Genomic DNA, 21,861 nt, shown 5'->3' with positions numbered 1-21,861 from the left:
CACCGGGAGGCCGTCGCCGGCGGGCCCCGGTCCGGCGGGCGTGACGGAATACCGGCTTGCCCGAAACGCCCGGCAGTGCGGATCATGGCCCTTCGTGACCTCAGCGCCTCCCTCGCCCTCTCCCTCCTCCTCGCCGCCGTCGGCCCGGCTCCGCGCCCTGCTGCCGGACCTCTCGCCGTGGCGCTCCTCGGCGGACTTCCGGCTGCTGTGGGTCCAGGGTCTGATCACGTACTTCGGCAGCTTCATGGCGCTCATCGCGCTGCCGCTCCAGATCAAGGACCTCACGGGTTCCCCGCTCGCGGTCGGGGCGATGGGCGCGGTGGAGCTGGTGCCGCTGGTGGTCTTCGGGCTGTACGGCGGGGCGCTCGCGGACTCGGTGGACCGCCGCCGGGTCATCCTGCTCACCGAGGCGGGGCTCGGCGTGCTCGCCGCGATCCTGCTGGTGAACGCCCTGCTCCCGGAGCCGCTGCTGTGGCCGCTGTACGTGGTGGCCGGCGGGGTGTCCGCGCTCGCCGGGCTCCAGCGGCCCGCGCTGGACTCCCTGATGGCCCGGATCGTGCCGCACGAGCAGCAGACGGCGGCGGCCGCGCTGAACTCGCTGCGCTGGCAGATCGGGGCCATCGCGGGCCCGGCGCTGGCCGGTCTGGTGGTGGCGTACGCCGGTCACGGCACCGCGTACGGGGTGACGGTGTGCACGTTCGCCGCCTCCGTCGTGCTCTGCCTGCGGCTCTCCCCGGCCCCGCCCGCGCGGGACGCGCGGAAGCCGTCGCTGCGCGGGATCGTCGAGGGGGCGCGGTACGCCTGGAGCCGGCCGGTGCTGCTGGGGACGTACGCGATCGACATGGCGGCGATGTTCTTCGCCTTCCCGAACACGATCTTCCCGTTCCTCGCGGACGATCTGGACGCGGAGTGGTCGCTGGGCCTGATGTACGCGGCGGGCTCGGTCGGCTCGCTGGCGCTGGGGCTGACCAGCGGCTGGACGAGCCGGGTGCGCAGGCACGGGCTTTTCGTGGTGTTCGGTGCGACGGCGTGGGGGCTGGCCATCGCCGCGGCGGGCTGGTTCTCCAGCGTGTGGGTGGTGCTGCTCTGCCTGGCCGTGGCGGGAGCGGGCGACATGCTGAGCGGGCTGGGACGCGCGACCATCTGGAACCAGACGATCCCGGAGGAGCTGCGGGGCCGGCTGGCGGGCATCGAGGTGCTCTCGTACAGCGTCGGCCCGCAGCTGGGCCAGGTGCGGGCCGGGGCGATGGCGGGCTGGACCGGGACCCGGTCGGCGATCTGGACGGGCGGGGTGGCGTGCGTGGCATCGGTGGTGCTGCTGACCGCTGCGCTGCCGACGTTGGTGCGGTACGACTCGGAGACGGATGAGGACGCGGTGCGGAGGAGGGGGGCCCGGGGGGAGGCGTGACCCGGGCCCGGCCGGGTGGCCGGGCTTCCGGGGCTCCGCCCCGTACCCCGCTCCTCAAGCGCCGGAGGGGCTGGAAGAGACGTCCTCAATCGCCGGACGGGCTTGGGATCCCGCCGGACGGGGCCCTGCGGGAAAGACCGTCCTCAATCGCCGGACGGGCTTGAGTTGCTCCCGGGCGGGCTTGAGTTGCCCCCGGGCGGGCTTGGTTTGCCCTTGTTCTCGTCGTGCCATTTGGGGTCGGTGTCCCACTCGAGGTTCCGGTCGCGTGCCGTGTCCATCGCGTGTTGTGCCGCCTGGCGGGAGGTGTAGGGGCCGAACCGGTTCTGCGCCGGGCACTCCGGGCCCTCCTCGACCTTCTTGTGCTCCAGGCAGTAGTACCATTCGCCCGGTTTGCCCACCGTGCGCTTCTTGAACAGGGCCATCGACGGCTCCTTTCTTTATCGCCATGGTGCCCCGGGACCGCTGGTTAGACTCGCTGGCATGTCTGGCCAGTCGCTTCTCGTACCAGGGGAGATCACTCCCGTCCGTTCCGTCCCCGGAAACATCCGGCGTCCCGAGTACGTGGGGAAGCCGGCCCCGACGCCGTACACCGGCCCGGAGGTCCAGGACTCCGACACCGTGGAGCGGATGCGCGTCGCGGGCCGTATCGCCGCGCAGGCGATGGAGGAGGCCGCCAAGCACATCGCCCCGGGGGTCACCACGGACGAGCTCGACCGGGTCGCCCACGACTTCATGGTCGATCACGGCGCGTACCCCTCGACGCTCGGCTACCGCGGTTTCCCCAAATCGCTGTGCACCTCGCTCAACGAGGTCATCTGCCACGGCATCCCCGACTCCACCGTCCTGCGCGACGGCGACATCGTGAACCTCGACGTCACCGCGTACATCAACGGCGTACACGGCGACAACAACGCCACCTACCTCTGCGGCGACGTCGACGAGGAGTCGCGGCTGCTGGTCGAGCGCACCCGGGAGTCGCTGAACCGTGCCATCAAGGCGGTCAGGCCCGGGCGCCAGATCAACGTGATCGGCCGGGTCATCGAGTCGTACGCGAAGCGGTTCGGCTACGGGGTCGTCCGCGACTTCACCGGGCACGGGATCAACTCCTCGTTCCACTCCGGTCTGATCATCCCGCACTACGACAGCCCGCACGCCACCACGGTGATGCAGCCGGGGATGACGTTCACCATCGAGCCGATGCTGACGCTGGGCACCCACGAGTACGACCTGTGGGAGGACGGCTGGACCGTGGTGACGAAGGACCGGAAGCGGACGGCCCAGTTCGAGCACACGCTGGTGGTCACGGAGACCGGAGCGGAGATCCTCACCCTCCCGTAGACCACCCCGAAATGCGCAGGACAGGACTCTCCCCTCCCTCTGCGCGTAGCCTTTTACCGACAGACAGTCGGGAACCAGTTGACTTAGGTAAACCTAAGTAGGAGGATCGGGCGTATCGGCACGCGCCGCCGCACCGTCGCGGTGGCCGCTGCCGATATGTCCGTCCCTTTCTGGACTTCCCGTCCCCCTCGGTCCCCGGAGGCCCGCCTTGGACGCAACCGCCACCGTCACTCCCTTCTCGACGCTCATCCGCACCGCGTCGCACGAGCAGCACACCGAGGCCGAGACCTCGACCTTCATGAGTGACCTGCTCGGCGGGCGGCTGGGAGTGGACGCCTACACCCGCTACACCGAGCAGCTGTGGTTCGTGTACCGGGCCCTGGAGGAAGGCGCGGAGGCCCTGCGCGAGGACCCGGTGGCCGGCCCCTTCATACAGCCGGAGCTGATGCGCTCCACCGAGCTGGAGCGTGACCTGGCGCACCTGCGCGGGGCCGACTGGCGCGAGGGTGTCGAGCCGCTGCCCGCCACCGCCGCGTACGCGGCCCGGGTCGCGGAGTGCGCGCGCACCTGGCCCGCCGGTTACATCGCCCACCACTACACCCGCTACCTCGGCGACCTCTCGGGCGGTCAGATCATCCGCGACAAGGCGGAGAAGACCTGGGGCTTCGAGCGCAAGGGCGACGGCGTGCGCTTCTACGTCTTCGCGGAGATCGCCAACCCGGCCGCGTTCAAGCGGGGTTACCGCGAGCTGCTGGACGCGGTGAACGCGGACGACCTGGAGAAGCAGCGCATCATCGAGGAGTGCAAGCGGGCCTTCGCGCTGAACACCGCGGTCTTCCGCGAACTGGGCGAGGTCTTCCCGCTCAGCGCGTGACCGGGCGCGGGCGCGTGTGCCCGTGAGCGTGCGGCTCCACCGGCTTCCGGTGGAGCCGCACGCGTGATCCGGCCCGGCAGCGGGACGGACCGCCCCGGGTTCAGCCCCGGACGGCCATCAGGACGCGGCCCCCGACCTCCACCGTGCCGTCCGGCGCGGGTGCGGTGAGGATCTGGGAGCCGCGTCCTTGTGTGATGTTCAGGGCCCGGCCGAGTCGCGCGCTGAGCAGCAGCGCCGCCGCGCCCGTCGCCTCGTCCTCGACGATCGCCTCCCCGCGCCTCGGGAAGGCCCGTGCGCGCACCCGCCCGGCCGCCTCGTCCTCCCAGGCCCAGGCGTAGAGCCACCCCTCGCCGGGCGGCGGGGCCGGCAGCGCCTCGACCTCGGCGGCGCTCCCGTACTGCTGGAGCGTGCGCGGCGGGACCCACTCGGGGCGGGCGGTGATCCAGGTGAACTCCCCGTCCTGGCGCGCGAACACGTCCCCGACCGCCAGTTCCAGGACCTCCAGGTCCAGCAGCCACGCGGTGCCCACCAGCGGGTGCCCGGCGAACGGCAGCCGGAGCCCCGGGGTGTGGATGTCCACCCGCCCGCGCTCCGGGTCGTCGACGAACACGGTCTCGCTGAAGCCCAGCCGCCGGGCGAGGAGTTGGCGGGAGGCCTCGTCGGGGTGGTCCCGTCCGTCGCGTACGACGCCCAGCGCGTTGCCGTACCGGCCGTCGGGTCCGCAGAACACGCGCAGGACGTCGATGCCCCGGGGTACGTCGTAGTCGCTCACGGGGGCATTCAAGCACTGCCGGGCGACGGGGCGGGGACCGGCGGGGTACGGCCCCGGGGCCGTACCGGGAAGCGGTGAGGCTACCGGTACGGCCCCGGGGCCGTTCAGGTGGTGCGGGGCGGGTCAGGCGGTGGCGTCACGACGACGGCGCGCCGCGATCACGACGCCCGCGCCGGCCGCCACGACGACGCCCGAGGCCGCGATCAGGGCGCCGGTCGGGACGTCGGAGCCGGTGGCGGCCAGGGCGCCGGAGCCGCCGACCGTCGAGCCTGCGGAACCGCCGCCGACCGTGCCTCCGCCACCGGTCGTGGAACCGCCGGTCGTGGAACCGCCGGTGGAGCCCGAGCCGCCGGTGGATCCGGAGCCGCCGGTGGAGCCGCCCGGGAGCTGGGCGTCCTTGTCGAGGGAGACCGCGACGTTCAGGGCGTCGAGCGCCTCGCCCTTCTCGTAGAAGCCGCCGAAGGCCTTGGCGCCGTCCGTGGTGAGCGTCGCCGGAATCTTCTCGAGGTTCACGATGCCGCCCTTGGCGGCGAGCGCGCCGGCGGGCACCTTCAGGTCGGCCAGGGACAGGCCGGTGAACTTGCTGACCTTGCCGGTCTTCTGGTCCTTGGAGGAGACGTCGGCGAGGAGCGTGCCGGAGGTGCCCTCGATGGCGACCTTCAGGTTGCCGAGGGACAGGTCGAGGACGTACTCGCCCTTGGTCTCGTGGCCGAGGAAGCGCACCTTGCCCTGGAACGCGGCGTTCAGCGTGTTCTTGTCGGCGTCGAGGACGCCGGTGGCACTGCCGAACCGGTAGCTGTCGCCGGCGGCGGTGGCGCCCTCGCTCGTCTCGACCTTGCCGTGCGCGATCGGGCCGACGACGTAGGAGCGGAACTTCTCCTTGACGCCCCAGTTCAGGGTGCCGTCGACGACCGGGCCGCTGACGGGCGCGGCGAGCTCGGAGGCGTTGGGCGTCGGGGCGGTGCTCGGCTCGCCGGTGGGCTTGCCGGTGACCGGCGGCGTCGCCGGAGGGGTGACCGGGGGCGTGGCGGGAGGGGTGACCGGGGGCGTGGCGGGAGGGGTGGCCGGCGGGGTCGCGGGGGGCGTGGTCGGGGGCTTCGTCGCCTGCTTGACGGAGAGCGTCGCCGGGTCGAGTTCGGCGCCCTTCTCGTAGAAGCCGGCGAAGGCCTCGGAGCCGTCGGCGGTCAGCGTGGCGGGGATGTCGGAGAAGACCATCGCTCCGCCCGCTCCGCCGCCCCGCTTGGCCTTGGTCATGTCCAGATCGGCGATCGGGGCGTCGTTCTTGGTGACGACGGTGCCGTCCGTCTTCTTGCTGGTGAAGTCGGCGGTGATGATGCCCGTCTCGCGGCCCGAGGCGACCTTGACGTCGCTGAGCTGGACGTCGAGCAGCCCGTGGTGGCCCTCGAACCGGACGCTGCCCTTGAACGCGGTGTCGGAGACGTGCGTCGAGATGTCGTACGAGCCCTTGCCGTCGGTGAAGGTGAACACCCCGTTGCCCGCGGCCTGCTCGGCGCCCCCGCGACGGTGATCCTTCCTCCCGCGATGGGGCCCGCGATGTACTTGCGGAAGGACTCCTTGATGCCCCAGTCCAGCGTGCCGTCGACCAGTTCCAGCTTCGGGGCGGCAGCGGGCGCGGCCCCGGAGGAGCCGTCGGCGGCGAGGGCGGGAAGGGCGAAGGTCGTGCCCAGGACGGCGGCCGTGGCGACGGCCGCGGCGAGCGTTATGGGGCGGCGGGTTGCTGCCATGTCGGTAGGTCTCCTAGCGGAACGGGGGGAGGGGGAAGAGAGGCGTGAGGGGAGGGGGTGACGACCCATAAGGCGCTCATGGGTGCCGGGTCAGGAGGTCTTGGGGGCGTCGGGGCCCGTGGCGGCGGCGTCGGGGTCCTGCGCGGACCCGCGGCGGCGCAGGGCGAGGAACGCCCCGGCCGCGACGAGCAGCAGCACACCGCCGCCGATGGCCGCCCAGGTACCGGCGCCCGGGCCGGAGTCGGAGGAGGCGGCCGCCGGTGCGGTGGAGGGCTCCTCCGCGGCCTTCACCGTGGGCTCGGCGGACGCGGTCGGCTCGCTGCCGAGGTCCGGGAGCGCGGGCAGTTGGGCCTTCTCGTCGACGGCCACGGCGAGCGAGACCGGGTCCATCGCGGTGCCCGCGCTGTACAGGGAGCCGAACGCCTTGGCGCCGTCGGCGGTGAGGGTGGCGGGAGCCTCGGTGAGGGCGGCGAGGCCGTCCTTCGGTACGAAGTCCTCGGCGACGAAGGTGATGAGCGGGACGTCCTCGGTGGTCGTGCCCGCGCTGGTGACGTCGGCCGACAGGGTGCCCTCGCCCTGAGCTACGGCAACGGTGACGCCGGCGAACTTCAGGTCGAGGTCATGAACGCCGGTGAAGCGGATGCTGCCGCCGAAGTCCGCGTCCAGCGTCTGCTTCTTCGCGTCGTACGTCCCCTTGCCCTGCGGGAAGCGGAACAGGGCCCCGCCGTCCTGGGCGCCGTCGGCGAGCGTCCACTCGCCCTGGCCGATGGAGCCGGTGACGTACTCGCGGAAGGTGCGGCGTACGCCCCAGTCGACGGCGGCGTCCTCGAAGCGGCCAGCCTTCTCCTCGTCCCTCTTCTCCGCCTTCTCCTTCTCCTTCTCGTCCTTCTTCCTCTCCGGGGCGGAGGGCTTCGGCTGGGCGGCCGCGCCCTTGGTGTCGACGGAGAGGCTGATCGGGTCGAGCGGGGTGCCCGCGGTGTAGTAACCGGCGAAGGCGGAGGCGCCCTCGGCGGTCAGCGTGGTGGGGACGTCGGTGAGGGCGATGGGGGTGGAACCGCCCTTCATGTCGATCCCGCTGAGGCCGAGCCTGGCCAGCGGCACCTGGGAGCGGTTGGAGACCTTGCCGGTCCCCCGCTCCTTGCTCACCATGTCCGCGTGGAGCATGCCGCTGCCGCCGCTGATCCGGATGGTGGGGCGGCTGATCGTGAGGTCCAGTTCGTTGCCGCCGTCGGGCTTCTTGTGGCCGGTGAAGTGCACGCCGCCCAAGAAGCCGGAGTTGAGCGCGCCGGTGTCCGGGTCGTAGGAGCCGGTCGCCGAGTGGAAGCGGAACTGACTTCCGCCGACCGTGGCGGCGCCGCCGGTCAGGCTCCAACTGCCGCTCGCGATGGGGCCGGTGACATAGCTCTGGAAGGAGGACTTGATGCCCCAGTCCAGTCGGCCGCCCTGCACCGTGCGTTCGGCCGCTTGCGCGGTGGCGGCGGGGAGCAGGGCCCCCAGCAGTACCGCGAGGAGCGCGACGGCGAGCGCGCGGGTGGATCTGGACGACGGCATGGGGCCCCTCCGAGGACTGGATACTCAGGTAAGGCTAACCTAAGCTATCCCCAGCCCGGGCCGGAACCCCCTCCGGTCACGCCGTTGCCGGCGAACGGCCGACCGCACGCCGCAGAACGACAGGACGGTGCCCCGTGCACATCTCGCAGGCCTTCGCCACGAGGAGCCCCCGGGGCTCCGAGGGCCCGGACGCCGGACGGGCCTTTCCCCGTCGCCCGGCCCGGGGCAGGGCGGCCGCCGCCCTCACCGCCGCTGTCGCCCTCGCTCTGGTCCTGACCGGCTGCGGCGGAGGCGGAAGCGCAAGCGACAACTCCGCGCCGAAGTCCGCCGGGAGCACCGCCGACGCCGACCGGGTCGAGCCGCTGGCCGCCCCGCCCGCGCCGAAACTGCCGGTGACGGTCGACTCGGCGGACGGCACGAAGGTCACGATCGGGTCCACCGACCGGATCGTGCCGCTGACCGGGTCGCTGAGCGAGATCGTCTTCACCCTCGGTTTCGGGAAGCAGGTGGTCGCCCGGGACATCACCGCCACCTTCGAACAGGCCGAGAAACTCCCGGTGGTGACCCGGGCCCACGACGTCTCGGCGGAGAGCGTGCTCTCGCTGAAGCCGACGCTCGTCCTCGCCGACACCACCACCGGGCCGGCCGAGGCGATCGACCAGATCCGCGACGCCGGTGTCCCGCTGCTCGTCATCGAGCCCGCCAAGGAGCTCGCCGACGTCGGCCGCCGCATCGACACCGTCGCCGAGGCCCTCGGCGTACCGTCCGCCGGCACGGAGCTCAAGGAGCGGACCGAGACCCGGATCGCCGCCGTCCAGAAGTCCATCCCGGGCCCCACGGACGGCAAGAAGCCCCGGGTCGCCTTCCTCTACCTGCGCGGCTCGGCTTCCGTCTATCTGCTGGGCGGCGCGGAGTCCGGGGCCGGTTCGCTGCTGGAGGCGGCGGGCGCGGTCGACGCGGGCAAGGAGTCGGGCCTGGACAAGGACTTCACCGCCATCACCAGCGAGGCGCTCGCCAAGGCCGCCCCGGACGCGATCCTCCTGATGACCAAGGGGTTCGAGTCGGTCGGCGGCATGGACGGGCTGGTGAAGATCCCCGGCATCGCGGAGACCCCGGCCGGGATGGACCGCCGGATCGTCACCGTCGACGACGGGGTGCTGCTCAACTACGGGCCGCGCACCGACCGGGTGCTCGCCGAGATCGTCGAGCAGCTGTACGCGAAGGGCGGAACGGGCCGGTGACCACCGCGTACGAGGAACGCACCGGGGCCGATCCGAAGGCCCCGGGCGAGGTAGCGGACGGCGTCGCCGCCCCCAAGTCCCCCCGGAGCAGGGCGTATCTGCTCACCGCCGTGCTCTCCCTGGCCCTGCTGGTCGGCTGTCTGCTGTCCGCGGCGATCGGCGCCTACTCCATCCCGCTCGGCGACGTCCTGTCCTCCGTGCAGCACCGGATCGGGCTCGGCGGCCAGGAGTTGGACCGCGTCGGCGAGAGCGTCCTGTGGAACGTGCGGCTTCCCCGGGTCGTCCTCGCCCTGCTCGTCGGCGCGTCCCTCGGCTGTGCGGGCGCGCTGATGCAGGGCGTGTTCGGCAACCCGCTCGCCGAGCCCGGCGTGATCGGCATCTCGGCGGGCGCGGCCGTGGGCGCGGTCGCCTCGATCGCGCTCGGCCTGAGCTTCTTCGGCAACTGGACCATCACCGTCTGCGCGTTCGTCGCGGGCCTGATCACGGTGCTGCTCGTCTACACGCTCTCGCGGTCCGGCGGCCGGACCGAAGTGGTGACGCTGATCCTCACCGGCATCGCCGTCAACGCGTTCGCGGGCGCGCTGATCGGCCTGTTCATCTTCTTCGCGGACAACGCGCAGATCACCCAGATCACCTTCTGGCAGCTCGGTTCGCTCTCCCAGGCCACCTGGCCCAAGGTGCTCGCCGTGCTGCCGTGCGCGCTGGCCGGGCTCCTCATCGCCCCCTTCCACTCCCGCAAGCTGGACCTGCTGGCGCTCGGGGAGCGGCCCGCCCGACACCTGGGCGTGGACGTGGAGCGGCTGCGGATCGTGCTGGTGCTGGTGGTGGCGCTGCTGACGGCCGCCGCGGTCGCCGTCGCCGGGATCATCTCCTTCGTCGGGCTGCTCGTCCCGCATCTGCTGCGGATGGCCAACGGCCCCGGTCACCGTTTCCTCGTCCCGGGCAGCGCGCTCGGGGGCGCCCTGGTCCTGGTGGCGGGCGACCTCGCGGCCCGTACGGTGGCGGCCCCCGCCGAGCTGCCGCTCGGGGTGCTGACCGCCCTCTTCGGCAGCCCGTTCTTCTTCTGGCTGCTGCGCAGGACCCGTCGTAAGCAAGGTGGTTGGGCATGAGGACGCTGAGAGACCTGTTCGCGGTACGCCCCCGGGAGCTGCCCTCGCCCGTGGCCCCCGGCTCCCCCGCCGTCGAGGCGGTCGGCCTCTCCGTCCGGCTCGGGCAGCGACAGGTGCTGGACTCCGTCGGTCTGACCGCGCACGCGGGCGAGGTGGTCGCCCTGGTCGGGCCGAACGGCGCGGGCAAGTCGACGCTGCTGGCGGCGCTGGCCGCCGATCTGCCCGCCGGGAGCGGCGAGGTGCGGATCGACGGGCGTCCGGCCACCGCGTGGTCCGCGCCCGAACTGGCGCTGCGCCGCTCGGTGCTGCCGCAGTCCGCCGCGCTGTCCTTCCCGTTCCCCGTGGAGGACGTCGTACGGATGGGGCGGGCGCCCTGGGCCGGCACCGAGCGGGAGGACGAGGACGACGCGGCGGTGGCCGCGGCGATGGCGGCCACCGAGGTGACGCGGTTCGCGGGCCGCCCGTTCTCGGCGCTGTCGGGCGGCGAGAAGGCCCGGGTGGCGCTGGCCCGGGTGCTGGCGCAGCGGGCCCCGCTGATGCTGCTCGACGAGCCGACCGCCGCCCTGGACCTGCGCCACCAGGAGCTGGTGCTGCGGATCTGCCGGGAGAGGGCCGCCGCCGGGGACGCGGTGGTGGTCGTGCTGCACGACCTCGGCCTCGCCGCGGCGTACGCGGACCGGGCCGCCGTCCTGCACGAGGGGCGGATCGCGGAACTGGGCCCGCCGGACGAGGTGTTCAGCGGCGAGCTGCTCGGTGAGGTCTACCGGCAGCCGGTGGAGGTGTTCCCCCACCCCCGTACGGGCAGGCCGCTGATCGTGCCGGTGCGCGGGGTCTGAGGCGGCATCCGCCGCCGGGGCCTGTCGTCAGACCGCCGTCATCGCCCGAAGCCCGGCAGACGGCAGTTCGACGACAGGCCCTGGGTCACGGTGTGGGCGCTGTACCCCGGTCCCCGGCCGCACGCCGTCCGCCGCCCCGGTAGGGTTTCGACGGTCAGTGCGGGCGACGGATCAGAAGGCGCGGAAGCAACGGATGACGAGACACCCTGGGCTGGGGCGGCTGACGGCGGGGCTCGCGACGGCGACGGTGCTGTGCGTGACCGCGAGCGGCTGTGTGACGGTGCACGGGGAGCTGGAAGTGCTGCCCGGGGCGAAGAAGCCGGAGGCCGCGCGGGCGCTCAAGGACTTCACCGAGGCCTACAACGCGGCGGACAAGGCGTTCGATCCGGCGCTGGACGCGGACCGGGTGACGGGTTCGCTCGGCGCGATCAACCAGGCCGGACTGAAGGCGCGGCAGACGTACAACCCCGAGGGCAACAGGGCGCACGAGCCGCTGGTGCTGGACGACGCGACGTACGTCGTCCCGAAGAAGGCCGGGTGGCCGCGCTGGTTCCTCGCGGACACCGACTCCAATCGGGACCGGGACGGCGGGAAGCTGGACACCCGCTGGCTGGTGGTGTTCGTACGGTCGGGCCCCGACGCACTGTGGAAGGCGTCGTACCTCGCGGTCGTCCCGTCCTCCCAGGTACCGGAGTTCACCCTGGACGAGGAGGGGTTCGCCACTCCGGTGGAGCCCGGGGACGACGGCCTGGCCGTGGCGCCCGCGGAGCTGAGCGCCTCGTACACCGGCTATCTGGAGAGCGGCACCCCGATGTGTTCACGCCCTCCACGGCGACCTCGGGCTGGCGCGAGACGCGCCGCACCACGCGGCGGGCGGGGTTCTCGTACCAGTACGTCGACCAGCCGCTGACGCGTGCGGCGTTCGCGCCGCTCGGGCTGCGCACCGAGGACGGCGGGGCGCTGGTCTTCTTCAGCAGCAAGCACTTCGAGCGGCAGACCGCGGCGAAGGGGCTGCGCCCCGAGGTCAACGCGGATGTGAAGGCGCTGCTCACCGGCGAGGTGAACAGCAGCCTCACCAAGGAGCGGGTCTCCAGCCAGCTGGTGCACGTCCCGCCGCGCGAGGGAGCGGCCGGCTCCGAGTCCGGGTCCGGGTCCGGCGGCAAGGTGCGGATGCTGAACCGGCTGCCGGGTCTGGTCGCGGCGAAGGGCGAGTAGGCAGCGCAGCGGCTCGGGCCGCCGCGCCGCCGGGCGGCCCGGCGACATCCGACGACGACGCCCGGCCCTGCGGCCGGGCGGTCGCGCATCGGACCGGTGGACCAGCGGCTCAGCGGCTCAAGGGCCAGGCGATCGAGTCGTGGTCCAGCTCGCTCTGCTCGGCACTGCCCGCGTACCGCGCGCAGGCGTCGGTGAGCGTCTCCAGCAGGGTCAGCGGATCGGGCAGCTCGTGCTCGGGGCCCCGCACCCAGTGGACGTCGAGCTCACCGGGGAGCCGGGCGGGCGGCAGCAGGACGTAGCTGCCCCGGCAGTGCCAGCGCAGGCCCGGGTGGGCGTCCATGGTCTCGGGGTGGCAGTCCAGCTCGCAGGGCCACCACTCGTCCTCGTCCTCGGGGGTGCCGCGGGTGGCGGTGAAGAAGAGCATCCGGTCCTCGCCGGACTGGGCGACCGGGCCGACGTCGATGCCGGCGTCGAGAAGGCGCTCCAGGGCGCTGCGGCCCGCGGTGAGCGGGACGTCCAGCACGTCGTGGATCATGCCGGTCGCGGTGATGAAGTTGGCCAGCGGCTGGCTGTCGGCCCAGCGCTCGATCTGGGCGCGGTCGGTGGTCGACTGTGTCTGCCAGGCGAAGGAGATGGGATGCCGGGCGGGGGTGGGGCAGCCGATGCGTTCGCACGAACATCGGTATCCGAGGGGGTGGGCGGCGGGGGCGATGGGCATGCCCGCGTCGGCGACCGCCAGGAGCAGCGCGACCCTGGCCGACTCGTCGGCCTCGGCCCCCGGTGATTTGGGACGTCGCCGCAGCCACTGGGAGATCCTGCTCTCTGTGCCGCGGAAACGGCCGGAATCGGCGCCCATCTATCCCCTCACCTCAGCAGTTCACCTCAGCGTTGCCTCTCCATCGTCGCACCATCCTGCGGTTCGGGTGGCCAGAGTTCACCAGCGGGGCCGTGTACCACCGCACCGAGTGAGCACCATCACGCCCGATGTCACCCCATACCGGACGTCTCCCACCATTGCCGCTGGGTTCCGGGGGCCGTCGCCGGGCCCTCGGGGTCAGGGTCGCGGGGTGAGCCCGCCGAGGGCGTAGTCGACGATCGCGTCGGCGTACGTGTGGGTGAGCGGCAGGGTCCGCAGCAGCCAGCGGTGCATCAGCGGGCCGATGAGCAGTTCCAGGGCGATCCGGGGGTCGACGTCGGCGCGCACGTCACCGGCGTCCTGGGCGGCCCGCAGGCGTGTGACGTACAGCGCGAGCTGCGGTTCGAGCAGCTTCGAGACGAATTCGGCGCCCAGCTTCGCGTCGACGATGCCCTCGGCGGTCAGCGCGCGGGTGGGGATCTCCAGCGCCGGGTCGTTCAGCTCGTCGACGGTGGCCCGCAGGACGAGTTTGAGGTCGGCGGTCAGATCGCCGGTGTCGGGGATGCCCTGCGCGGCGTCGCCGGACTCAGGCCCGGCACCCTCGGAGGCCCGGCCCGCCAGGTCGAGGAAGGCTTCCATCAGCACGGCGGCCTTGGAGGGCCACCAGCGGTAGATGGTCTGCTTGCCGACCCCGGCGCGGGCGGCGATACCCTCGATCGTCGTGCGCTGGTACCCCACCTCGCCGACGAGGGCGAGGGCGGCGTCGTGGATCGCGCGGCGGGAGCGGTCGCTGCGTCGGCTGGAGTCGGGTGCCTTGGTGGGTGCCATGCGCCCAATCTAGCGCCGACCGAACCGATACGTATCGTCTTGCGGTGGCCACGGAGCGTGTGCCGGGCAGCGGGCGGGACATCGGGGCTACGCCGGATATCCGGGCGGCGCGGCGCATGCGGGCGGCGCGGGGGCGTGCAGGCAGTGGCCGCGACCGAGCGGTCCGGGGCATGCGGGCAGTGGCCGCGACCGGGCGGTCCGGGACATCCGGGCGGCGGCCGCGATGGAGCGGTCCGGTGAACCACTCGATCGATCGACTGCGGATCCGGCGTGCACGGCGCACCATGGGCTCACGCACAGACCGTGCGCATCCCACCGTTCCGCGGCCCCGGCCGCCGTTCGCGAGGAGCCAGAGTTGAACCGTGACGCCACCCCTCGTCGCTACCTGATGTGCGCCCCGGCGCACTTCCGGGTCACCTACTCCATCAACCCGTGGATGGACCCGTCCAAACCCGTCGACCTGCCGCTGGCCCGGACCCAGTGGGAGGACCTGCGCGACCGCTACCGCGCCCTCGGCCACACCGTCGAGCTGATCACCCCCCGTCCCGACCTGCCCGACATGGTCTTCGCCGCCAACGGCGCCACGGTGATCGGCGGCCGGGTGCTCGGCGCGCTGTTCGCGTACCGGGAGCGGTACGCGGAGGCCGGAGCCCACCGGGACTGGTTCCGGGAGCACGGCTTCACCGAGGTCCATGAACCGGAGCACGTCAACGAGGGCGAGGGGGACTTCGCCGTCACCGCCTCGTACCTGCTGGCCGGGCGCGGCTTCCGGTCCAGCCCGCTCTCGCACATGGAGGCCCAGGAGTTCTTCGGACTGCCGGTCGTCGGGCTCGATCTGGTGGATCCGCGCTACTACCACCTGGACACCGCGCTGTGCGTGCTGGACGCGGCGGCCGACGAGATCATGTACTACCCGGACGCGTTCTCCGCCGGCAGCCGGGCGGTGCTGCGCCGGCTGTTCCCGGACGCGCTGCTCGCCGGGGAGCCGGACGCGGCGGCGTTCGGCCTCAACTCGGTCAGCGACGGACGCCACGTCCTGCTGCCGCAGGGGGCGACGGGGCTCCTGGACCCGCTGCGGGACCGGGGCTTCGAGCCCGTCCCCATGGATCTGGGCGAGCTGCTCAAGGGTGGCGGCAGTGTGAAGTGCTGCACCCAGGAGCTGCGGGCCTGATCAGCCGCTGACCGTCACTCCGTGCTCTCCGGCGGCCAGGGATCGCCCCAGGCGACGTCCCTGGCCGCCCGGTACAGCTCGCCGTGGCGCTTGGTGACCGTGGAGCGGGCCAGTCCGTCGTCGCGGGTGCACAGCTCCAGCAGTACCTGGCCCTTGCGGATCTGCGGCCTGCGGATGACCCGGGCGGGCGCCGGTCCGGTGGGGAAGCGGGTGGCGACCACGTAACTGAACTTCTCGTCCTCGTGGCTCAGCGAGCCGCCCTTGACCTGCCGGTGCAGCGAGGAGCGGCTGACCCGGGCCGAGAAGTGGCACCAGTCGGCCCCGGGGGCGATCGGGCAGGCGTCGCTGTGCGGGCAGGGGGCCGCGACGCCCATCCCGGCGGCGATCAGCCGGTCGCGGGCCTCGATGATCCGGGCGTAGCCGTCGGGGGTGCCGGGCTCCACGATCACCACCGCCTGTCCGGCCGCCGCAGCCGCGTCGACCAGTTCGGTCCTGGCCCCGGCGATCAGCTCCTTGAGCACATAGCTGACGGTCACCAGGTCCACCGGGGCCAGCTCCAGCGCCGCTCCGATCCGCGCCTTCTCCCAGCGGGCGTCGCGGAGCCCCGGGACCCCGGACGCCTCGGCGAGTTCGCGGCCGAGCGCGAGGGCCGGTTCGGCCCAGTCCAGGACGGTCGTGGCCGGGCCCGCCCAGACCCCGGCCACCGCCCAGCTCGCCGCGCCCGTGCCGCCCCCGACGTCGGTGTGGGTGGCGGGCGTCCAGTCGGGGGCGGCCCCGGCCAGGGCGTCGAGGGCGGACCGTACGGCTTCGTAGGTGGCGGGCATCCGGTACGCGGCGTACGCGGCGACGTCGGAGCGGTCCCGCAGGATCGGGGCGTCCGTCGGGGTCTCCCCCCGGTAGCTGGCGATCAGCCGGTCGACGGCCTGCGCGGCCTGCTTGGGCGGCAGTCCGTCGAGCAGTCCGGCCAGCGCCGCGCGCAGGGACTGTGCGGTGGGGAGGGTGACGTTCACCGCCGAATTGTAGGCGGAGGCGACCCGGTGGACGCATTCCGCTTCGCCGGGGCCCGGAGGGGTACGGAGGGATGTGTGCGCGGGCGGCACGGGACCGCGAGGGTCCGCACCAAGACTTCACGTAACCGGTACGGAACGGGACTCCGGCGAACTCCACACCGCCGTAAGCCTGTTGCTACGCTGACCCGCGCGTGGACGGCACCAGGTCAAGATGGTCCAGCAGGGGAGCCATGAGGCAGAAGATCGTGCGGTTGACGCTCGTCGGCGGGGTGGTCTTTCTCGCCCTGCTCCTGCTGCTGGCCACCTGCGGCGGCAGCCCCGACGAGGACGACCGGAAGAACGGCGCGGCCACCGCGACGGCGAAACCGGTGCTGCCGAGCACCGGGCCGGTGACCCGGCTGACCGTTCCGCCGCAGTACACGACGGACCGGGGCTGGGAGATCATCGGCTCCTCCCCCGACGTGGCCGTCTCGCACGCGACGGGCCTGCTGGCCTATCTGGAGCGGTCGAAGGACAACCGCTACCGGCTGCGAACCGTCGACACGGCCACCGGCGAGCTGGGCTGGCGCGGCAAGGCCTGGCGGCAGCCGGATCCGCTGCACTATCCGAGGCTCGCCACGGTCGCCAAGGGTGACCGGCAGTTCTTCGTGACCTGGTCCTACGGGAAGGTCGGCGACGGGCTCTCGCCGTCGAACACCTTCATCGCGCTCGATCTGTACGACGTGACGAACGGGAACCGGCAGCGCGTCGAGGTGCCGTGGTCCGGCGCCCCGGCCGTCAACACGACCGGGCCGGCGATCGTGATCAGCGACGCCAAGGCGAACAGCACCCTGGTGGACCCGGTCACGGGCGAGGTGTCCGAGCTGGGCGCGGACAAGTTGAAGTACCCCAAGGGCTGCCCGGCCTGCAAGCAGCTCACCGAGGTGCACGGGCAGACCGCCGAGGGCCTGCTGCTGGGCGGAGCACGGGAGTTCTGGGTGCGCGGCGGCTGGTTCAGCCGGAACGTCGCGCCCAAGGGCGCCGACAGGGGCAGCGGTGTGGTGACGTCGACGACCCCGGACCAGGTGCTGGCGAAGTGGGCGCCCGCGAAGAAGACCAAGCGGGCGGCGACCCACGAGCTGTGGGCGGTGCACGACGCGGCGACGGGTGAGGTCCTCACCTCGGTGGAGTGCCACAAGCCCGCCATAAAGCCGGGGCGTTTCCCGCAGGCGGTCCTCTCCCCCTCGGGCGATTACCTGATCGCCGGGAACCTGGCCTTCGATCTGGAGGCGAAGCAGGGCCGCTGCTTCGAGGACGAGGACGGCGCCGCCCATCTGACGCTGGCCACGGTGACGGACGACGGCATCGCGTACGGGGCCGAGAACGCGCGCGACGCCTCGGAGGCGCTGTCCGGCGGTGGGCTCCCGGTCGCGATGGACTTCGCCACCTGGAGCACCGAGCGGCTGTCGCGCAACGCGCGCCTGCCGGGGACGGAGACGACCGGGGTCGGGGTCTTCCGCTGGACCGACCGGCAGGACCGCACGCATCTGATCGGCTACCCGCGCAGCGGCTGAGCCCGCGGCAGACGCCGGGGTCACGGCAGGCTGCGGTGGCTCAGAGGCCCCCGGCAGATGCCGGGCCCCGGCACCTGCCGGGGCTTCCCGCAGGCACCGGGCCCACGGCCGGTGCCGCCAGGCTGCGGTCGGCTCAGAGCCCGCCGGCCTCGCGCCCCGCTCGCTGCCAGGGGCGGCACAGGAGCAGGAAGCAGGCCACCGCCGCCACCGCGCACACGACCTGGACCACGGCCATCGGGACGGCCGTGTCCTCGCCGGCGATGCCGACCAGCGGGGAGGCGACGGCGCCGATGAGGAACGAGGACGTGCCGAGCAGCGCCGAGGCGGAACCCGCCGCGTGCTTGGTGCGCATCAGGGCCTGGGCGTTGGTGTTCGGCATCGCGAGGCCCATCGCCGACATCAGCACGAAGAGCCCGGCCGCGACCGGCACGAGGCCGACCTCGCCGAAGACGCCGGCCGTCATGAGCAGCAGCGCGACGGCGGCCAGCACGATCACCGCGAGGCCGAAGGCGAGCACCTTGTCGAGGCTGACCCGGCCCACGAGCAGTTTGCCGTTGATCTGCCCGACGGTGATCAGGCCGATCGAGTTGATCCCGAAGAGCAGGCTGAAGGTCTGGGGCGAGGCCCCGTATATCTCCTGTACGACGAACGGGGAGGCGGCGATGTACGCGAACAGGACGGCGAAGGCGAGCCCGCCCGCGACCATGTAGCCGGTGAAGACGCGGTCGGCGAGGAGCCCGCGCATGGTGCGCAGGGCGTCGGCGACCCCGCCGGTGTGGCGGTCGGCGGGCGGCAGCGTCTCGTGCAGCCACTTCCAGACGACCAGGGTGAGCACGATGCCGACGGCTGTCAGCACGACGAAGATGCCCCGCCAGTCGGTGATCCGCAGGACCTGCCCGCCGATCACCGGGGCGATGACCGGGGCGACGCCGGAGATCAGCATCAGGGTGGAGAAGAACCGGGCCATCTCCACGCCGTCGTAGAGGTCGCGCACCACGGCCCGGGCGATGACGATGCCGGCCGCGCCCGCGAGTCCCTGGAGGAGGCGGAAGCCGATGAGGAGTTCGGCGGTGGGGGCCAGGGCGCAGATGGCGGTGGCGAGGACGTAGACGACCATGCCGAGGAGCAGCGGTTTCCGGCGGCCCCAGCGGTCGCTCATGGGGCCGACGACGAGCTGGCCGAGCGCCATTCCGGCCAGGCACGCGGTCAGGGTGAGCTGGACGGTGGCGGCGGGGGCGCTCAGTGAGTCGGTGACGGCGGGGAGCGCGGGGAGGTACATGTCCATGGACAGCGGCGGCAGCGCGGTGAGTCCGCCGAGGACCATGGTGACCAGGAGGCCGGTGCGCCGGGCGGTCTTCGCCGCCGGGCCGGGAAGGCCGGCCGGGGCGGTGACCTGCGGGGCGGCGGGGTCGACGGAGAGGGCGCCCGCGTCCCCGTGCGGGATCGGCCGGTGGTCGGCCCCGGCCCCGGTCCCGGTGGTGGGTATGTGCGCTCGCTGGGCCCGGCTGCCGCCGCTGTCCGGCATTCTCTTCTCCACATCGTTGAATACGCATCTATGCTCTCAGCTCGGCCGGAGTGGTCGAAACCTTTTTCGGGCGGGCTGGGGTGGCGGGCATGGGTGGGTCGGTTCGTTGGGGTGTTCTGGCGACGGGCGGCATAGCCGCGAGGTTTACGACGGACGTACAGGGTCTTCCCGACGCCGAGGTGGTGGCGGTGGCCTCGCGCACGGAGGCCTCGGCCCGGGAGTTCGCCGAACGGCACGGGATCGGGCGGGCCTACGGCAGCTGGGCGGAGCTGGTCGCCGACGACGAGGTCGACGTGGTGTACGTGGCCACCCCGCACTCGGCGCACCACGCGGCGGCCTCGCTCGCGCTGCGGGCCGGAAAGCACGTGCTGTGCGAGAAGGCGTTCACGCTCAACAGCCGGGAGGCCAAGGAGCTGGTGGCGCTGGCCCGGGACCGCGGCCTCTTCCTGATGGAGGCCATGTGGACCTATCTCAACCCGGTGGTCCGCCGCCTCACCGAGCTGGTCCGGGACGGGGCGATCGGCGAGATCCGTACCGTACAGGCCGATTTCGGCTTCGCGGGCGACTTCGCTCCCGGGCACCGGCTGCGCGATCCGGACCTGGGCGGCGGGGCGCTGCTGGACCTCGGCGTCTACCCGGTCTCCTTCGCCCACCTGCTGCTGGGCGAGCCGGACCGGGTCCAGGCCGACGCCCTGCTGTCCCCGGAAGGCGTCGACCTGAACACGGGCATGCTGCTCGGCTGGGACTCCGGTGCGACCGCGCTGCTGTCCTGCTCGATCGTCGGCCACCATCCGACGGCGGCCACCGTCATCGGCACGGCCGGGCGGATCGACCTCCCGCGCGACTTCTTCCACCCGGACCACTTCGTCCTGCGGCGGACGGGCGCGGAGCCGGAGACGATCACGTCGGGGCCGGGGCCCCAGGGGCTCTCGGGCATGCAGTACGAGGCCGTCGAGGTGGCGCGGGCGGTGCGGGCGGGCGAGACCGAGTCCCCGCTCGTCCCGCTGGAGGGTTCGCTGGCGGTGATGCGGACGCTCGACGCGGTACGGGACCGTATCGGCGTCCGCTACCCGGCGGACCGCTGAGCCCGGTTGCGCGGGGCGTGCGGCGTTACGCGGGGGTGAGCCCCGGGTTCCCGGCCTCGGTGACGAAGGAGGCCGCTGTGGTGAGGGGCGCGCCGGGGGTCGTGACGGCCGCCACCGTACGGAAGTCGGCGCGGGCCTCCTTCGTTCCGAGGGTGACGAGCGCGTAGCCGCGCCGCCCGTTGTAGTGCTTGAGGTGCGGGTTGGCGCGGGTCTGGTTCTCCCAGTTGGCGGGCCGGTCCGCGCCGTTCTTGCCGCTGCTGATGGAGGTGGTGACGATCTCCGTGCCGACGGTCCGCGAGGCGGGGTCGTCGAAGTCCTTCTTCAGGTCGAAGGCGTAGGAGACGTGGACGTCGCCGGTGAGGACCATGAGGTTGTCCACCCCGGCGGCCTCGGCCCCGGCCAGCACCCGCTGCCGGGAGGCGGGATAGCCGTCCCAGGAGTCCATGGAGAGCTTGAAGGCGTCGGTGGGCACATCGCGCCGCTGCGCGAAGGTGACCTGCTGCGGGACGACGTTCCAGGTGGCGTTCGAGGCCCGCCAGCCGTCGGTCAGCCAGCGCTCCTGGGCGGCCCCGGTCATGGTGCGAGCGGGGTCCTCCGACTCGGGTCCCGGGGTGCGCCACCCGTCGCCGTACGCCTGGTCGCTGCGGTACTGGCGGGTGTCGAGGATGTCGAACTGGGCGAGCCGCCCGAACGTCAGGCGGCGGTAGAGCCGCATGTCGGGTCCGGTGGGGCGCTGCGGGGTGCGCAGCGGCTGGTTCTCCCAGTACGCGCGGTACGCGGCGGCCCGGCGCAGCAGGAACTCCTCGGGAGGCACGTCGTTCTCGGGGGTGCCGCCCGCGTAGTTGTTCTCGGTCTCGTGGTCGTCCCAGGTGACGACGAAGGGGTGGGCGGCGTGGGCGGCGCGCAGGTCCGGGTCGGACTTGTAGAGGGCGTAGCGCAGCCGGTAGTCCTCCAGGGTGACCGTCTCGCGGTTGTAGTGCGCGGGGAGTCTGCGGTCGGTGTATTCGCGGGCTCCGCCGGTGGCGGTGACGGCGTACTCGTAAAGGTAGTCGCCGAGGTGGAGAACGACGTCGACGTCCTCGGCGGCGAGGTGACGGTAGGCGGTGAAGTAGCCGTCGTGGTACGCCTGGCAGGAGACGGCGGCCAGGGCCAGGGAGCTGTTGCGGGCTCCGGGGGCCGGGGCGGTGCGGGTGCGGCCGACCGGGCTGGTCCAGCTGCCGGTGCGGAAGCGGTAGTAGTAGACCCGGCCGGAGTCGAGGCCCTGGACCTCGGCGCGGACGCTGTGGGCGAACTCGGGGTGGGCGGTGACCCAGCCGCGCCGCTCGACACGGCGGAAACCCTCGTCGCGGGCGACCTCCCAGCGCACCTCGACCCGGCCGCGCGGCAGTCCGCCGCCCGGCTCGTAGGGGCGGGGCGCGAGCCGGGTCCAGATGAGGACGGACGCGGGGTGCGGGTCGCCGGAGGCGACGCCGAGGGTGAACGGGTCCTCGGTGATCCTGCGGGCGTCGAGTACGGCGGCGCTCGCCGTGCCGGCGGCGGGCAGGTTCACGGCGAAGGCGAGCGCGGCGGCGGCTCCGGTGACGGTAAGGAAGCGTCTGCGTCCCACGCCCGGTTCGAGCAGTCGTGCGGCGGCACGGAGTTCGGTTGTCCGTGCGTCCTGATCGGGCGTCATGATGGTCTGTGCGGCTGTCATATGCCCCTCCTCAGCCCGGATGCTGTCGGGATTCATGGCAGCCGCACGCGA

Annotated in this window: 16 protein-coding genes and 3 pseudogenes; 10 read left to right on the top strand and 9 right to left on the bottom strand. The window is 72.8% G+C overall.

Translation table 11 applies throughout. The annotated features are described in order from the left end of the window. Window positions 1–94: 94 nt before the first annotated feature. Window positions 95–1,408 carry an MFS transporter gene (locus AC3CH1_RS27200; protein WP_488465320.1) on the top strand — a complete coding sequence of 438 codons (1,314 nt, stop codon included), beginning with the start codon at window positions 95–97 and terminating at the stop codon, window positions 1,406–1,408. 143 nt (window positions 1,409–1,551) lie between these two features. On the opposite strand, the gene AC3CH1_RS27195 is transcribed toward AC3CH1_RS27200, so the two are convergent. Further along, window positions 1,552–1,830 (bottom strand): hypothetical protein, encoded by a 279-nt coding sequence (locus AC3CH1_RS27195; RefSeq protein ID WP_488465319.1) that lies wholly within the window; start codon window positions 1,828–1,830, stop codon window positions 1,552–1,554. Between the two features lie 58 nt (window positions 1,831–1,888). Here AC3CH1_RS27195 and map point away from each other — a divergent pair, with 58 nt between their 5' ends. Beyond that, window positions 1,889–2,746, top strand: a complete 858-nt coding sequence (gene map / locus AC3CH1_RS27190; RefSeq protein ID WP_026290553.1) for a type I methionyl aminopeptidase — start codon at window positions 1,889–1,891, stop codon at window positions 2,744–2,746. 208 nt (window positions 2,747–2,954) lie between these two features. Then, on the top strand, window positions 2,955–3,620 hold the full coding sequence (locus tag AC3CH1_RS27185; protein ID WP_488465318.1) for a biliverdin-producing heme oxygenase: 666 nt from the start codon (window positions 2,955–2,957) through the stop codon (window positions 3,618–3,620). Window positions 3,621–3,720: 100 nt separating this feature from the next. Here the strand turns inward: AC3CH1_RS27185 and AC3CH1_RS27180 are convergent, their stop codons facing one another. The 3 genes and pseudogenes from AC3CH1_RS27180 to AC3CH1_RS27170 all read right to left on the bottom strand — a co-directional run bounded on the left by AC3CH1_RS27180 (window position 3,721) and on the right by AC3CH1_RS27170 (window position 7,688). Further along, entirely contained in the window at window positions 3,721–4,392 is a 672-nt protein-coding gene (locus tag AC3CH1_RS27180; protein WP_488465317.1) for a PhzF family phenazine biosynthesis protein, read from the bottom strand. Between the two features lie 123 nt (window positions 4,393–4,515). Next, a pseudogene (locus AC3CH1_RS27175) lies at window positions 4,516–6,137 on the bottom strand (HtaA domain-containing protein). A gap of 90 nt (window positions 6,138–6,227) precedes the next feature. Then, window positions 6,228–7,688: an HtaA domain-containing protein gene (locus AC3CH1_RS27170; RefSeq protein WP_488465316.1), complete on the bottom strand. Its 1,461-nt coding sequence runs from the start codon at window positions 7,686–7,688 to the stop codon at window positions 6,228–6,230. A gap of 134 nt (window positions 7,689–7,822) precedes the next feature. Here AC3CH1_RS27170 and AC3CH1_RS27165 point away from each other — a divergent pair, with 134 nt between their 5' ends. The 4 genes and pseudogenes from AC3CH1_RS27165 (at window position 7,823) to AC3CH1_RS27150 (ending at window position 12,089) form a co-directional block, all read left to right on the top strand. After that, entirely contained in the window at window positions 7,823–8,929 is a 1,107-nt protein-coding gene (locus tag AC3CH1_RS27165) for a heme/hemin ABC transporter substrate-binding protein (RefSeq protein WP_488465315.1), read from the top strand. Beyond that, window positions 8,926–10,038, top strand: a complete 1,113-nt coding sequence (locus tag AC3CH1_RS27160; protein ID WP_488465314.1) for a FecCD family ABC transporter permease — start codon at window positions 8,926–8,928, stop codon at window positions 10,036–10,038. Before AC3CH1_RS27165 ends, AC3CH1_RS27160 begins: the two co-directional genes overlap by 4 nt. Continuing rightward, window positions 10,035–10,874, top strand: coding sequence for a heme ABC transporter ATP-binding protein (locus tag AC3CH1_RS27155; RefSeq protein ID WP_488465313.1), 840 nt, complete (start codon window positions 10,035–10,037; stop codon window positions 10,872–10,874). Before AC3CH1_RS27160 ends, AC3CH1_RS27155 begins: the two co-directional genes overlap by 4 nt. Before the next feature lie 193 nt (window positions 10,875–11,067). Then, window positions 11,068–12,089 (top strand): annotated as a pseudogene (locus tag AC3CH1_RS27150) (SCO2278 family lipoprotein). A 109-nt stretch (window positions 12,090–12,198) separates the two neighbouring features. Here the strand turns inward: AC3CH1_RS27150 and AC3CH1_RS27145 are convergent. Continuing rightward, window positions 12,199–12,945, bottom strand: a complete 747-nt coding sequence (locus AC3CH1_RS27145) for a bifunctional DNA primase/polymerase (protein WP_403757673.1) — start codon at window positions 12,943–12,945, stop codon at window positions 12,199–12,201. A 198-nt stretch (window positions 12,946–13,143) separates the two neighbouring features. Further along, window positions 13,144–13,773 (bottom strand): TetR/AcrR family transcriptional regulator, encoded by a 630-nt coding sequence (locus AC3CH1_RS27140; RefSeq protein WP_488465312.1) that lies wholly within the window; start codon window positions 13,771–13,773, stop codon window positions 13,144–13,146. Window positions 13,774–14,107: 334 nt separating this feature from the next. Here AC3CH1_RS27140 and ddaH point away from each other — a divergent pair. Continuing rightward, a pseudogene (gene ddaH / locus AC3CH1_RS27135) lies at window positions 14,108–14,944 on the top strand (dimethylargininase); the annotation flags it as partial. 14 nt (window positions 14,945–14,958) lie between these two features. Here the strand turns inward: ddaH and AC3CH1_RS27130 are convergent. Next, window positions 14,959–15,954, bottom strand: a complete 996-nt coding sequence (locus tag AC3CH1_RS27130) for a small ribosomal subunit Rsm22 family protein (protein WP_488465311.1) — start codon at window positions 15,952–15,954, stop codon at window positions 14,959–14,961. Window positions 15,955–16,184: 230 nt separating this feature from the next. Between AC3CH1_RS27130 and AC3CH1_RS27125 the strand changes: the two genes are divergently transcribed. Further along, window positions 16,185–17,507 carry a hypothetical protein gene (locus AC3CH1_RS27125; RefSeq protein WP_488465310.1) on the top strand — a complete coding sequence of 441 codons (1,323 nt, stop codon included), beginning with the start codon at window positions 16,185–16,187 and terminating at the stop codon, window positions 17,505–17,507. Window positions 17,508–17,640: 133 nt separating this feature from the next. On the opposite strand, the gene AC3CH1_RS27120 is transcribed toward AC3CH1_RS27125, so the two are convergent. Beyond that, a complete protein-coding gene (locus AC3CH1_RS27120; RefSeq protein WP_488465309.1) occupies window positions 17,641–19,032 on the bottom strand; it encodes a multidrug effflux MFS transporter in 1,392 nt (463 codons plus the stop codon). 89 nt (window positions 19,033–19,121) lie between these two features. On the opposite strand from AC3CH1_RS27120, the gene AC3CH1_RS27115 reads away from it, so the two are divergent. After that, window positions 19,122–20,117: a Gfo/Idh/MocA family protein gene (locus AC3CH1_RS27115; protein ID WP_488465308.1), complete on the top strand. Its 996-nt coding sequence runs from the start codon at window positions 19,122–19,124 to the stop codon at window positions 20,115–20,117. A 25-nt stretch (window positions 20,118–20,142) separates the two neighbouring features. Here AC3CH1_RS27115 and AC3CH1_RS27110 read toward each other — a convergent pair whose 3' ends face one another. Then, complete coding sequence (locus AC3CH1_RS27110; RefSeq protein ID WP_488465307.1) at window positions 20,143–21,810, bottom strand: alkaline phosphatase D family protein; 1,668 nt, start codon at window positions 21,808–21,810, stop codon at window positions 20,143–20,145. Window positions 21,811–21,861: the final 51 nt, after the last annotated feature.

This window comes from Streptomyces sp. MGP-P1 (genome assembly GCF_057766565.1).
This window is presented reverse-complemented; position numbering and strand designations above follow the sequence as displayed.